Source organism: Hymenobacter antarcticus, from assembly GCF_039539545.1.
Taxonomy (GTDB): domain Bacteria; phylum Bacteroidota; class Bacteroidia; order Cytophagales; family Hymenobacteraceae; genus Hymenobacter; species Hymenobacter antarcticus.
This window is the reverse complement of sequence record NZ_BAABDI010000021.1, coordinates 33,827-47,156: the sequence shown is the minus strand read 5'-3', so window position 1 is coordinate 47,156 and position 13,330 is coordinate 33,827. Positions and strand designations below refer to the sequence as shown.

14 protein-coding genes are annotated in these 13,330 nt (G+C 60.5%); 6 read left to right on the top strand and 8 right to left on the bottom strand.

Features of this window, described 5'->3' with window-relative positions:
* Nucleotides 1-163: 163 nt before the first annotated feature.
* Entirely contained in the window at nucleotides 164-1,024 is an 861-nt protein-coding gene (locus tag ABD819_RS14650) for a zf-HC2 domain-containing protein (RefSeq protein WP_345125534.1), read from the bottom strand.
* A gap of 3 nt (nucleotides 1,025-1,027) precedes the next feature.
* Nucleotides 1,028-1,570, bottom strand: a complete 543-nt coding sequence (locus ABD819_RS14645; RefSeq protein ID WP_345125532.1) for an RNA polymerase sigma factor — start codon at nucleotides 1,568-1,570, stop codon at nucleotides 1,028-1,030.
* A gap of 181 nt (nucleotides 1,571-1,751) precedes the next feature.
* Here ABD819_RS14645 and ABD819_RS14640 point away from each other — a divergent pair, with 181 nt between their 5' ends.
* Nucleotides 1,752-3,095: a choice-of-anchor I domain-containing protein gene (locus tag ABD819_RS14640; protein WP_345125531.1), complete on the top strand. Its 1,344-nt coding sequence runs from the start codon at nucleotides 1,752-1,754 to the stop codon at nucleotides 3,093-3,095.
* 111 nt (nucleotides 3,096-3,206) lie between these two features.
* Here the strand turns inward: ABD819_RS14640 and ABD819_RS14635 are convergent, their stop codons facing one another.
* Complete coding sequence (locus ABD819_RS14635) at nucleotides 3,207-3,449, bottom strand: hypothetical protein (protein WP_345125529.1); 243 nt, start codon at nucleotides 3,447-3,449, stop codon at nucleotides 3,207-3,209.
* 33 nt (nucleotides 3,450-3,482) lie between these two features.
* On the opposite strand from ABD819_RS14635, the gene ABD819_RS14630 reads away from it, so the two are divergent.
* Together ABD819_RS14630 and ABD819_RS14625 are read left to right on the top strand one after the other, a co-directional pair.
* The gene (locus tag ABD819_RS14630) at nucleotides 3,483-3,803 is read left to right on the top strand and encodes a hypothetical protein (RefSeq protein WP_345125527.1); all 321 of its coding nucleotides are present in this window, start codon (nucleotides 3,483-3,485) and stop codon (nucleotides 3,801-3,803) included.
* A gap of 89 nt (nucleotides 3,804-3,892) precedes the next feature.
* The gene (locus ABD819_RS14625; protein WP_345125526.1) at nucleotides 3,893-4,273 is read left to right on the top strand and encodes a hypothetical protein; all 381 of its coding nucleotides are present in this window, start codon (nucleotides 3,893-3,895) and stop codon (nucleotides 4,271-4,273) included.
* Nucleotides 4,274-4,430: 157 nt separating this feature from the next.
* On the opposite strand, the gene ABD819_RS14620 is transcribed toward ABD819_RS14625, so the two are convergent.
* The 4 genes from ABD819_RS14620 to ABD819_RS14605 all read right to left on the bottom strand — a co-directional run bounded on the left by ABD819_RS14620 (nucleotide 4,431) and on the right by ABD819_RS14605 (nucleotide 8,035).
* Nucleotides 4,431-4,784 carry a hypothetical protein gene (locus ABD819_RS14620; RefSeq protein WP_345125524.1) on the bottom strand — a complete coding sequence of 118 codons (354 nt, stop codon included), beginning with the start codon at nucleotides 4,782-4,784 and terminating at the stop codon, nucleotides 4,431-4,433.
* A gap of 444 nt (nucleotides 4,785-5,228) precedes the next feature.
* The gene (locus tag ABD819_RS14615) at nucleotides 5,229-5,930 is read right to left on the bottom strand and encodes a carboxypeptidase-like regulatory domain-containing protein (protein WP_345125521.1); all 702 of its coding nucleotides are present in this window, start codon (nucleotides 5,928-5,930) and stop codon (nucleotides 5,229-5,231) included.
* Between the two features lie 108 nt (nucleotides 5,931-6,038).
* Nucleotides 6,039-6,701, bottom strand: coding sequence for a hypothetical protein (locus ABD819_RS14610; protein ID WP_345125520.1), 663 nt, complete (start codon nucleotides 6,699-6,701; stop codon nucleotides 6,039-6,041).
* 107 nt (nucleotides 6,702-6,808) lie between these two features.
* The gene (locus ABD819_RS14605; protein WP_345125518.1) at nucleotides 6,809-8,035 is read right to left on the bottom strand and encodes a metallophosphoesterase; all 1,227 of its coding nucleotides are present in this window, start codon (nucleotides 8,033-8,035) and stop codon (nucleotides 6,809-6,811) included.
* A gap of 137 nt (nucleotides 8,036-8,172) precedes the next feature.
* On the opposite strand from ABD819_RS14605, the gene radC reads away from it, so the two are divergent.
* Both radC and ABD819_RS14595 read left to right on the top strand, forming a co-directional pair.
* Nucleotides 8,173-8,931: a RadC family protein gene (gene radC / locus ABD819_RS14600; protein ID WP_345125517.1), complete on the top strand. Its 759-nt coding sequence runs from the start codon at nucleotides 8,173-8,175 to the stop codon at nucleotides 8,929-8,931.
* A 369-nt stretch (nucleotides 8,932-9,300) separates the two neighbouring features.
* Nucleotides 9,301-9,735, top strand: a complete 435-nt coding sequence (locus ABD819_RS14595; protein ID WP_345125516.1) for a hypothetical protein — start codon at nucleotides 9,301-9,303, stop codon at nucleotides 9,733-9,735.
* A 190-nt stretch (nucleotides 9,736-9,925) separates the two neighbouring features.
* Here the strand turns inward: ABD819_RS14595 and ABD819_RS14590 are convergent, their stop codons facing one another.
* Complete coding sequence (locus tag ABD819_RS14590; RefSeq protein ID WP_345125514.1) at nucleotides 9,926-12,388, bottom strand: M1 family aminopeptidase; 2,463 nt, start codon at nucleotides 12,386-12,388, stop codon at nucleotides 9,926-9,928.
* Nucleotides 12,389-12,536: 148 nt separating this feature from the next.
* Between ABD819_RS14590 and ABD819_RS14585 the strand changes: the two genes are divergently transcribed.
* Entirely contained in the window at nucleotides 12,537-13,094 is a 558-nt protein-coding gene (locus ABD819_RS14585) for a DUF1684 domain-containing protein (RefSeq protein ID WP_345125513.1), read from the top strand.
* Nucleotides 13,095-13,330: the final 236 nt, after the last annotated feature.

Below are 13,330 nucleotides of genomic sequence, written 5' to 3'. Positions count from 1 at the left end.
GTATCTGAGGTGATTCAAAGGATAACAGAACGTCATGCTGAGCTTGCCGAAGCATGACGTTCTGTATGACTAAATATATACCGTCGCAACGAAGCGGCAGAGATGCTTCGGCAAGCTCAGCATGACGTTCTTTTTCAAACAATTAGCCTGAATAACAGACTGGTTAAATCAGTTTGCCGATGCCGGCTTCGGCCTGGGCACGCACCACGGGCAGGGCATCGGGCCGCTTGGCGAGGCGCTGCAGCTGGGGCACGGCGCGGCGTACGCGCATGGCTACGACCATGTCAATCAGCGTAATTTGCACATTGGGGTCGGTTTGAATGGGTAGCGAGTGCACCAGTGCTTCTCTCACGCGGGGGTCGGCCCGCAGGCGGTACAGGGCTTCGCAGGCCGCCAGCCGCACGTTGGTGTTGGGGTCGAAGTTGAGGGTGTTGATGAGCACCTGCACGGCGGGGTCGCCGGGCTCCGTTTCCTTGGTCGAATTGGTCACCAGCCGAATCCGGTTGCTGGCCGACACCGAGCGGCCATCGCCTCCTTCCAGGGCCTGGGCCAGTCCATCGGGCGTTGCCCCGGTGGTGGGTGCGGCAGTGCCAACGGCCAGGCCACCGCTGCTACGCCCGCCCCAGGGCAGCTGGCGGCCGAGCAAGACCCCGGCGGCTACCAGCACGATGCTGGCGGCAATGCGCAGCCAGTTATTCACAATAGCCGTGGGCCACATTGATACCACTTTGGCCACGGCCGGGGCCGGAGCCGAAACGGCAGCAGCTTCGGGTGCCAGCAGGGCCTTTTGCTGCTCCAGCATGGCCATAAAATTGGCGCGCAGGGCGGTGCGGGGCACTTCGGGCAGGGCCGCGTCCAGGTCATCGGTGAGGGCGCGGAGCTGGCTTACTTGCCGCTGGCAGCTGGGGCAGGTGGCCAGGTGGACCGCTACCCGGTCGGCCTCGGCGGCCGGCAGGCTGTGCTCGACGTAGGCCGGCAGCAGTGCCTCCAGGTCGTGGCAGATAGAAAGTTGGGGCGTAGTCATGGCTTAATTGGCGAAATAGATTTTGCGCAGCGCTTGCAGGGCGCGGTGGGCTTTCACGCGGGCGGCCTCGGCGGTGCAGCCCAGCAGCTTCCCGATTTCCTCGTAGCCAAAGCCCTGGAAGCGGTTCAGGACCAGGATTTCGCGCTGCGGGGTGGGCAGCAGCGCCAGGGCTTCGTGCAGGTCGTCGGCGCTGCTGTTCACCCGCATTTGGGAGAAGGCCGCGTTGCGCAGGCCGCCGGTACGCTCCACTTCGTCCAGGTCGGCGGCGCGCAGCTTTTGCTGGCGGTGCCAGTAGTCGGCGTGCACGTTGCGGGCCATTTGGTATATCCAGGCCCGGAAGGGCTGGGTGGGCTGGTAGCTGGCCCGGTATTTCAGAATGCGCTCGAACACGGTTTGGGTGAGGTCTTCGCTGGTTTCGCGGTCGTTGGTGAGGCGGGTGAGGTAGTTGAACAGGGGCCCGTGGTAGCGTTCGAACAGCGGTACGAGCTGGTCGAGGTTGTCGGCCCGGACGGCGGCCATCAGTACTTCGTCGCTCGTGGTTTCCACGGAAGGTGTTTAGGAGTTGGAATGAAGGGAGTACCGGTCTTCGGCCCGTTCGTTACAAAGGCCCGAATAAAATTACTGACAGCGGGAAATTCCGCCCGGCTATAATTGGGTAACATGCTTGTAATGTTGAGGTAATGACTTACTGATAGTTTTGGCGCACTGTTTCATCGAGCTGTTTTTTATGCCCCTACACGTTTACTTTTCCCGCCTTTCGATTGCCTGCACGCTGGCGATGAGCGTAGCCGGCCCCACAACTGCGCTGGCCCAGGCCGTGCCCGACCTGGGTTTCACCGGCACCACGCTCATCGTAGCCGAGAACGCGGGCAGCGTGACGCTGCCGCTCAGCATCCGCAACGCCAACGCCACGGCCAGCACGGTGCAGGCCATCGTGATGCCGCTGGCCACGGCCACGGCGGGGGCCGATTTCACCTTTGCCAGCCCCCAGACCCTCCCCTTCGCGCCGGGAAGCCCCACGACGGTCACGCTCACGCTGCCCATCACCGACGACGCCACCGCCGAGCCGGCCGAATACTTTTCGGTACGCCTCCAGAATCCCACCAACGCCACGCTCACGGCCAGCACCACCAAGTTTCTGGTGTTTATCAAAGACAACGACACGCAGGCACCGGTGCGGGCCGGCAACCTCACCCTGAACCGGTTGGGCAGCCACCAGAACGGCCCGACCTTCAGCGGCAGCACCCAAATCAATTCGGCCGAAATCGTGGCCCACGACCCCAGCACCCAGCGCCTGTACGTGGCCAACTCCATCGGCGGCAAGCTGGATATTCTCAACTTCGCCACGCCGGGTGCCATCACGCCGGTGGCCTCCATCAGCATGGTGCCGTATGGCAACCTCAACTCGGTGGCCGTGCGCAACGGGCTGGTGGCCTGCGCGGTGGAAGGCACTACGCCGCAGGACCTTGGCAAAATCGTGTTTTTCGACCAGAGCGGCACTTTCCTCAAGCAGGTGACGACCGGGGCCCTGCCCGACATGGTCACTTTCTCGCCGGATGGCCGCTACGTCATCACCGCCAACGAGGGCGAGCCGAATGCTACCTACACCAACGACCCCGTGGGCTCAGTAACGGTGGTGGACGTGAGCGGCGGCATCGCGGGCGTGACGCAGGCCAGCGCTACTACCATGGATTTCAGCAGCTACAACGTCCAGGCGGCCGCGTTGCGCACCGCCGGAATCCGCATCTACGGCGGCCCGGCCGCCGGACCAGCCAGCTCCGTAGCCCGGGATTTGGAGCCGGAATACGCGACTATATCGGCCGACTCGCGCACGGCGTATGTGGGGTTGCAGGAAAACAATGCCCTGGCCACGCTCGACCTGGCCACGCGGCAGTTCACCGCCCTGCGGCCCATTGGCTACCAGGACCATAGCCAGCCCGGTTTCAGCTTCGATGCCTCGGACCAGGCTGCTGATATTTTGCTGGCCAACTGGCCCGTGCGCGGCCGGCCCGCCGGCCTCTACCTGCTGCGCGCTACCGATGGGGCCACCAGCCGCCTGGTGATGCGGTAGGCCTGGTTCCGGATTCTGACTACGAAAACGGCTGGTTCGCACGATGCGGGCCAGCCGTTTTTTTTGGCGGCTAACTTGAGGCCGGTTAGCCGGAAACTTGCCACCAGTTAATCAGCCGCTCTCAACCCCGGCATTAGGCGACTTAGCTGCTTGAACACAAGCATTCCAACTGGGTGCATTCGCTTCCGCGAGCACAATTGAAGCAGACCATAATCGGCTATTTTTTAACATACAAATAGCTGATTTGAAATCATTTACCTTGTTATAATATTTTGTCATTTCGCAACTATCGCGCCCTGATAGTCCGTAAAGAGTGGGCTGATGCGGCAGTGCCGCTTCGTCAGAATCAGCCATTTTTTCATTCTAATACCTACTCATTCCCTACTTATGAAAAACAGCAAAATCCTCCTCGCCGCATTATTTATGCTGGGCCTCAGCAGCACTGCTTTCGCTCAGACTACGCCCGCCGGCACCACCAGCCCCAACGGCACCACGACCAGCCCCAACGGTACCATGACTACCCCCAACGGTACCATGACGACTCCCAACGGTACCATGACCACGCCCAACGGTACCATGACCACGCCCAACGGTACGATGACCACGCCCCGCGGCACGATGGATGACCGCACCAACCGCCGCGGCATGAAAAACAAGACCCGCACTTCGGGCGATAAGGGCAAAATGAAAACCAAGCCGATGGACTAACTATTTGCGCATCAATTGCGTATCTATATAAAAACCGGCTGTTTCATTAGAAGCAGTCGGTTTTTTTCTTTCCTGCTTATCCTACTTCCATGAAATCAGCCTTCATATTTGCCGGCCTGTTGCTGGCCGCTTCGGCACAAGCCCAAACCGTGCCCTTCGACCCCTCCGCGCCGGTGCGCGGCGGCAGCCAGGGCCAGACGGCCATCCCGCCCGTGAATCCGGCCCTGAACCAAAGCACCATTCAGGGGCCGCCGGACATGCAGCGCACCCCCACCAACCGCGATGCCCAACCCAGCCGCCTGCTGCCTGAGCGCGGATTTTCGCCCGCCGCCACGCCCGAAACGTCGCCCAACGCCGTACCCGACATCCGGGAGCAGCCCATTATCAAGGACAACCGCCGGCGGCAGTCGACGGAAGTGGTGCCAAGCCGCTCGCGCCGGAGCAGCAGCAGCAACGGCCAGCAGAACTAGCGCGGCTTCTCCTGCTAAAACAGAAGTCAACGAGCCGTAGCGCGAAGCGGTGCTTCGCGCTACGGCTCCAACTGCCCGTTCCTGACACAAAAAAAGGCCCCGTCCACTAATGCTGGACGGGGCCTTTTTAGTAGAGCCTATAAAGCTCAGTGTGGTGCTATTTGGCGGATTTTTCAGCGTGCGCCAACAGGTCGCCGCCGTGGCGGCGGAGCAGGTCGGCCAGCTCTACCAGGGGCTTTTTCAGGTCGGCGGAAGCCTGGGCACTTGCCTCGCTGGTCTGGTTGCCCAGCATGGTGAGGCAGTTGCCGATGGCGCGGGCGCTGAGCGCACCGCTGGAGAGCAGCGACTGCAGGTTGCCCATTTCGCGGGCAATATCCTGCAATTCGGGCTGGCCGCTGTGCAGAAACTGCTGCTGCCAGGTTTCGGTATTGTCCATGGCCGAGCCCAGGGGCAGGCTGGTGAGGCCGTTCTTGAGGGCGCTGACAGTGGCGAGAAGGTGGTCGGAAGGCATGTTGTTGGTGTGAAGATGTGAAAATGTGTTACTGCGAACCCGGTCGGTTTCCGCTGGGCCGTTGTGGTTGGCTGGCCGTTGCGGCCGCTACCGGCCACGGGTGCTTAGCGGAACGGGATACTAGCCGGAAGGTACTGGCGGCACAGTAATTCATCGCCCCATTAAGGCAGATGCACCCGGCTTTTGTACTGAGGGCTTACGGCAAGGGCCGGATTGGGTTGGCAAATGGCTAATCCAGCCCGTTGTGCTCACTTTCACCTGACTCAAACAGGAGCTTCTACACCGTTTTCCAAGTTCATGTACCGGGTTGAGAGTTAAAAGCTGAGGGTTAAAAGTTAAAAATCAGACGTATTGATTTTTAACTTTTAACCCTCAGCTTTTAACTTTTTTCAGATAACTGCTTTCAGAAATGTAAACTGACTCAGAAAATACTCCAGGCAAGCCTTACGGCTGGTAGCCGCGATTGTCGCGGAAGGCCTTATTGTACTCGGCGCGGGCCTTACGGGCCTTTTCGGCCTTCTGATTGGCTTCGATTTCCTCCATTTTGCGGCGCTGCTTGCCCTCGCGCGAGAACTGGTCGTAGAGCAGGCTCACGGGGCTGGCGATGGTGGGCACCGGCATTTTGGGAGCGGTAGAGTCCACGGCGAACAGCGGCTTGGGTTTCGGGGGGCGCTTGGCACCGCTCACGACGGGGGCGGCGGGCCGTTTCATGTTGCGCAGCGCCCGGTTGATGATGGCGCGGTCGGGGCGGTCGGCGGTTACCTGCACTTCGCCCAGGCGCACACTGTCGCGGGCCAGCTGAATGCGCACCACCAGCTGCGAGAGGCCGGTGCCGCCCAGCGGCAGGCGTTGGGTTTTGTAGCCCAGCGCCCGGAACAGAACGGTATCCGTAGCCAGCGCGTCGATGCCAAAGTCGCCAGTGGTGTTCGTGACTACGCCGCGGCGGGTGCGCTGCACCTGCACGGTAGCCCCCGGAATGGGCATGCGCGTACGGGCCTCGCTCACCGAGCCGCTCACGCGAACCTGCTGCACCTGCGCGTACCCCGTGCTCACGCCCGCCAGCAGCCACACCGCCGCCAGCAGACTCAGCCCCCGGCCCAGGCGGCCCCAACCGGCCCACACACGAAAAAATACTTCGACAGCCATCAATCAGTTTAACGCAACGCTACCACAAAGTAGCAACCGATAGAGCCAAAAAAAGCCCGCGCCGTTGCAGGCGCGGGCTGGAAACATGGGGCTGGAAGCCCCCGTTCACTATTCAATTTTGGTTTTTTCGCCTTCGGTAGGCTTCATTTTAATGGTACCGTCATCGCCGTCTACTTTGAGTTTGTTACCAGCGGCGTCTTTGATTTTGATGTCACCATCGGCTTTCACCTTCATTTTTCCGCCTTCGCCAGCATCCATCGAATTCATGTTGCTGCTGTTGCTGCTGCCCGACGACGTGGCATCGGACGACATATTATCCGCGCTCGAAGCACTGGGGGTGTAGGTGTTATCGTAGTCGTAATACGACGAACGGCTCGACTCGTAGGCCTGGTACTGCGTGGGGTCCACAAACACGGTTTTGAATTCCATGTCGGTATCCATATCGGACTGCCGCATGGCAGCGGCCATACCGGTGGTGTCGGTCGTGTACCTGGTCTGCAGGTCGTTCATGCGCTTGTAGCGGTTCACGTACACGGTGCGGATTTTGGTTTTCGTGGCCTCATCCGTGATTTTCATGTCGGCCACCATTTTGTCGGCAATACGCTGGGCGCGGGCATTCATGTCGGCTTCCGACATAACGGTCGTCGTCGTGGTCGTCGTTGTGGTGGTGCCGTCGCCGGGAACGGTGTTTACCTCGGTGGTTTTTTCCTGCGAGCAGGAGGCCAGCGAAAGGGCAGCAGCGCCCGCGAGAATCAACAGGGAATTTTTCATAAAAGAAGAAGGGAGATTGAAAAAGCAAACCATAAATTGGTTTGGGGGCGCTTTACGGTGATATCCTTGCGGATGTTACCACGCCTCGTTCCTAAATAACTAATTAATCAGGCGCGGCGTAATTCAAATACCGTGATTTCGGGCAAAAAACCCACCCGGCCCGGGTACCCCAAAAAGCCCAGCCCGACGTTGACGTACAGCTTTTGGCGGCCCTGCTCGTAGAGGCCGGCCCACTGCTTGTACACGTATTTCACGGGGCTCCATTTCAGGAAGGGCAGGTTCACGCCGAACTGCATGCCGTGGGTGTGGCCGCTGAGGGTGAGGTCGATATCGGGATAGTTGAGCACCTGCGCTTCCCAGTGCGAGGGGTCGTGCGAGAGCAGGATTTTGAACGGGGCGTCGCCGCTGGCGGCGTGGGCCTGGGGCAGGTTGCCGTGCTTGGGGAAGTTGGCGTGGCTGCTCCAGTTCTGCACGCCCAGCACCGAGATTTTATCGTCGCCCCGCGTGATGGTGTGGCTGGTGTCGTTGAGCAGCGTCCAGCCAATTTTGGCGTGGTTCTGCATCAGGCGCTCCAGGTTGGCGCGCTTTTCGGCGGGGCTTTCCCACTGCACGTAGTCGCCGTAGTCGTGATTGCCGAGGCTGGAAAAAATGGGCAGCTCGGACTTGATTTGCTGCAGGGCCGGAATGTGCGGCTCCACTTCGGTGGCGCGGTTGTTCACCAGGTCGCCGGTCATCAGAATGAGGTCGGCCCCCTGCCGGTTTATCATGGCCACGGCCCGCTCCAGCGGCTCGGTCGAGTTGAAGCTGCCGGTGTGCAGGTCGGAAATCTGCAGCACTTTGAAGCCGTCGAAAGCCGGCGGCAGGTTGGGGTAGCGCAGCGTCACGCGGCGCACCGTGTAGTCGGTGCCGCCCTTGGCCATGCCCCAGAGCAGCGCAAAAAACGGAATAGCCCCCACGCCCAGCGCCACCTTGGCCAGAAACTCGCTGCGCGGAATGGCCTCCCCGGCGCTCCCGGCCGGCCGCGTGGCCGAGCTCACCACCCAGCGGCCCAGCCGCGTGAGGTCCTCCAACAATAACGGTAGCAGCATGAGCAGCTTGGCCCCCAGCAGCAGCAGCGGCAGGCTCATGAGGTAGCTTTTCAGCACGGTGTTACCGGTCTGGCGGGTGGAGCCCGCCCAAAAGGCCAGCGCCCAGACGCCCACCGTGAGCAGCCAGTAGGCCACCGCTGCCCCGCGCCGGGCAGCGGGCGAGAGGTGCTGCGCCACCGTGCGGATTGCCTGATAACCATACCATTCGGCCAGCACTATCACGGCCAGCACCAACCATAAAACCAACGGATTTCGCATAAATAAATTCGAGTCAGATTTCGCTGCCGCACCTTGGGGCAACAGCAGTTTCGGGGCTTAAACGCGCCCGGCCGCCTTTTGCTTTACATTTAACGCACTTTTTACCTTCTGCCCAACTGCGAAGCATGGAAAACCCTGACCGGCTGTCCGAAACCACTACCCGCCCGGGTACGCCTCCGCCCCCACCCTACGCCGCGCCCACTGCGTTGGGCATCAAGAGCTGGGCCGAGGAAGACCGGCCCCGCGAAAAGCTGCAAGCCAAAGGCCGCGCCGCCCTTTCCGACGCCGAGCTGATTGCCATTCTGCTGGGCTCGGGCACGGTGAAACTTTCGGCCGTGGACGTGGCCAAGCTCATGCTGCAAGGCGTGGGCAACGACCTGAATGCGTTGGCTAGGGAAAGCGTGAAGCAACTGTGCCGCCACCCCGGCATCGGCGAGGCCAAGGCCATTGCCGTGGTGGCCGCCCTGGAGCTGGGCCGCCGCCGCAAGGAAGCCGACGCCGCCCCGCGCACCACCATCACCTGCTCGCGCGACATCTACAACCTGATTCGGCCCAACCTGATGGACCTGCCCCACGAGGAATTCTGGGTAATCCTGCTAAACCGCGCCAACGTGGTGATGCGCAAAACGGCCATCAGCCGCGGCGGCGTGGCCGGCACCGTGGCCGACCCCAAAATGATATTCAAAGAAGCCCTGGAGCAGCTGGCCAGCAGCATTATCCTGGTGCACAACCACCCCAGCGGCAACCGCAACCCCAGCGCCGCCGATATCCAGCTCACTAAAAAGCTGAAGGAAGCCGGCAATTTCCTGGATTTGCCCATTCTCGACCACCTCATCTATTCCGACCAGGGCTACTACAGCTTTGCCGATGAGGGGATGCTGTAGGGTGATGTTAAAGGCACCGTAGCTGTTGCAGAACGCCCACAAAACGAATTCCGAGTCCGAAAGGCCCAAGCCTGGGCACCAGAAAGGCAGATAAATGGCCTACTTCGGACGGGTAACGGCGCATTGTAGCCTGACGGGGAACGCATTCAGGCGTTCTGCAACAGCCACCACCCGATGAACCGCACTATGGGAGGTTGAAATGCCGCTGTTGCATCAGGAGGCACTTTTGATTTTTCAAGTATCTAGTAATTACTAAGTAAAAACCGCTTCTATTGTCTGGATTTGAGGTTCGTTTTACATAGTGCGGTTCATCTGAGCCACCACCGTTTCACTGAACTCCATTATCATCCTCTGGTGTAACCTTTGCGCATGTTGCCTCACCTTGATTTACAGAACTGGCCCTATGCCTGGTACGGCTATTGGCAAGAATACGGGCCCGATTACGCGGAATACCCCAGCGCCAAGGCGTTTGTGGACCCGACCCGAACCGCGCGCTACGACCTCGACCCGCTGCTGGCGTACCTGCGCAGCGGGCACGCCCTCTTGGCCACGAGTCGTGCTAATTTTCCCTCTCCCTTCACGGGCCGCCGGACCACGGGGTCGCTGTGCTACGTCACGGACGGCACGCGGTGCTGGCTGGATGATTTAGCCGACTACGTGCAGGAGCACCACCTGGCCATCCCCGATGCGTGGTATGCCGCCATCGAAGCCCAGCGCTTTCAGATGCCGGCCTTGACCGAAGAGCAACTGGAGCGCGTCTCGTTGCCGCCTACCCTTCAAAATCCCCCGGCTACGCGAGTGTAAGCAAAATGCTCCTTTCCCTAAACTCTATCCGTAGCTTCTGCAAAGCTTGCAAAATATGGCTTTCAACACAGTGAGAGCTTAAGAAACTGGTTCACCCTTCAAAGTTTAGCAAATCAGTTGTTGCGTTGAGATTCGCAAACTCAATTCCCTCTACTGATTTGGCTACTTGAATGCCCTTGAGCAAGCCCTCCTACTTCGCGGCCTGAATTTCCGCCACGGCCCGCGCCACCAGTTTCGCCGCTTCCGCCGCAGTCGGCCGGGCGGCCTGCTGCTGCTGAATCTGCCGCAGCAGCCCGATAATTCGCTCGGAATTGATAAAGGCCTTGAATTGCACCGTCAGGTCCCGGATGCGGGTGATGCCCTGCACCAGCGCGGCCGGGTCTTCGAGGCGGCCGAGCATGCTCGCGAGGCCGCCCAGCATTTCGAAACGCCCACTTGGGTCGGCTGCATCGTATTTGGCCAGCATCAGCGGCCACTGCGCCGGGCTACCAGCCTGGCCATACACGGCCACCAGCGCCCCGGTGAGCGCACCCTTATTATCCGCTTCGAAAGCGGTGGCGCGGGCCAGCGCCTGCGCCGGTTTCAGCGGCAGCAGCCCTTGCAGCGCGGCGGCCTGCACCCGGTACGACTTGCTGTCCAGGGCTTTATTGAATAACGAGGCATAACGCTTTTCCTGCACCGTGCCCAGCGCCGTGAGCGCGGCGGCCTGCACCGGCACCGACGAATCGTTGGCCGCTAACCTGACCAACAGCGACGTCGCCGCTTTGCGTAGCGCGGCGTTTTTGAGGTCGATACTTTCGACAGCCAGTTGCCGGAGCACGGCCGATTTATCGCCCAAGCCCGCCACGAGGAGCTGGCGGGCCACGGGGTCCGTTGGCTGCGCCCGGGCGGCGGCCAGGGCTTCGCGGCGGTCGAGGTAGCGCGGGGCGTGGCGGTATTGGTAGGCGTATTCGGCCAGAGATTTGTGGTCCTGCTTCTGCCAGACCAGCACTTTTTCCGCGTCCACGTTCACCAAATCCGGCCTGGTAGCGGCCGGGAAATAGAGCGTATCCACGGCCTGGCGCAGGGTGGCGGCGTAGCGCCGGGCCCGGCCGTTGGCGTACACATCCACCTTCAGCGGCAGCACAAACGGCGCCCCGGCCTGGGTCTGATGCACCACCACGGCCTGCCGCTTCCGAGCCGCATCCCATTGGTAGTCAATCGTCACGATGGGGTGGCCCGCGCCGTAGTACCACTGGTCGAAAAACCAGTTCAAATCGCGGCCCGAGGCTTCTTCCAGTGCCAGCCGCAGCTGGTGTGGCTCGCCGGTGCCAAAGGCATTTTGGGTGAGGTAGCGCTGCAAACCCCGAAAAAACACGTCCTCGCCCAGCTCAGCCCGCAGCATATTCAGGATGCTGCCGCCCTTCTGGTAGGTCACGGCATCGAACATGTCCTCCTTATCGGCATACTGGAAGCGGGTCAGCGGCTTGGTGTAATTGGCGGGGTTGCGGAGGTAGGCCCGCAGGCTGCGGTCGGCCTGCGCGGCTCCGGCATCGGGGCCGTGGGCGTGCTCGGCCCACAGCACTTCGCTGAAATTGGCAAACGACTCGTTCATGGTCAGCGTGCTCCAGCTTTCGCAGGTCACGTAGTCGCCAAACCAGTGGTGGAACAGCTCGTGGGCGATTTCGCGCTCCACGCCCGCATACTCCCAATCCAGCAGCTCCCGGGCCGAGCCCTGGGCCTGCTCCCCAAACAGCGCGGCGGTGGTGTTTTCCATGGCCCCGCTCACGTAGTCACGGCACACAATCTGGCTGTATTTATTCCACGGAAACGCCACGCCGAGGCGCTCGGAGAAAAACTCCAGTATCCGGGGCGTCTCACCGAAGATGGTTTTGGCCTGAGCGGCGTAGCGCGGCTCCAGGTAATAATTCACCTCCTTGCCGCGCCAGCTGTCTTTGTAGATTTTGAAGTCGCCCACGGCCAGCATAACTAAGTACGGGGCGTGCGGCTGGTCCATTTTCCAGGTATCGGTGCGCAGGCCGGGGCCAGCGGGCACTTGCGCGGTGAGTTGGCCGTTGCTGAGCGTGACGTACTTGCTGGGCACCGTCAGGCTGATTTCGGACGTGGTTTTCTGGTTGGGCCGGTCGATGGTCGGAAACCAAACCGAGCTGGCCTCCGATTCGCCCTGCGTCCAGATTTGCACCGGCTTGCCGCTCACCGCACTATCGGGGTTGATAAAATACAGCCCCTTCGCGTCGCGGATGGCCGCGCTGCCCCTGGCCCCCAGCTCATCGGGCCTGGCCGTGTATTCGATGTAAACGGTGTAGGGCTGATTTGCCGGCACCGTGCGGCCCAGCCGTATCAGCAGCTGGCGCTGGTTGTAGTCGTATTTCAACGGCTTGGTGGTATTGCCCTGCACCAGCTCCACGGTCTTTATGTCCATGCCTTTGGCATCGAGCCGGAGCGAATCGGTGGCGGTGCCGTGGGGTTTCAGCGTGAGCCACGCCTTGCCGTAGAGGTAGCGTTTGGCGTAATCGAACCGCACATCGAGCCTGGTATGCACCAGGGCGTTTACTTTGCGCTCGGTAGCGCGGTACATGGTGGCAGTGGGTTGTTGGGCCGCCGCGGTAGCAGCGCAGCCCAGCCAGAGGGCCAGCAGAAATGAATTTCGCATGATGCGAACAAGGTAAGAAGGCAATTGGTAGTGCAGGTTAGCCGCCTGATTCAATTAGCCGCCGACCCGTTGCCTCGTCACCCAACTAATTAGCATGATTAAAAAAATAGTTTTCGCCGCCGCCGTAATTGGTATTATCATTTATTGTTTGAATGCGACTAAGCCCGATTCAAGCGTCTATTTAGCGCAATTAAATAAATTCCGCAGCGAGAAAAACCGCAGCTTCCGCCAGTCCGAAGAATCGCCGCTATCAACCCCGCAAAAGGCGAAATTCGATAGTCTGAAATACTATCCCGGTGAACCCGCATTAATTCCGCACGCCGATATTTCGCGCAATACCACTCCCGACACGACGCTGCTGCAAATGAGCGACAACAAGCAGGAGAAATACCTGAACTGGGGTCAGGTGAAATTCACCATCAATGACGCGCCGCAGCAATTGCGTATTTATTTGAAAGCCAACGGCACCGATTCCACCCTGTTTATTCCCTTCACCGACCTCACCAACGGCCGCGAAACCTACGGCGGCGGCCGCTACCTCGACGCGGCCATCCCGAAACTCAACGAAACCGAAATCACCCTGGATTTCAACCGCGCCTACAACCCCTACTGCGCTTACAATAACGACTACAGCTGCCCCGTGCCCCCGGCCGAAAACCGCCTGCAAGTAGCCATCCCGGCCGGCGAAAAGTCGTTTCACGACTAAAACGCACCGCCAGCGCGAAAAGAACGTGTACCCCGAATTTCCAATTCGGCCGCGTGAACGACACCCCACCAACGCGTTCAGGCGGCCGAATTAGAAATTCGGGGTACTCGTTCTAACATCTTCCACGGGCCAAATTGGAAATTCGGGGTACACATTCTGCTCAGTTGGCCCGTTGCCCCTCGCCGTACCTTTGTCCCGTCGTCAGCGGCCTGACAACGGACAACTAACACCTGACA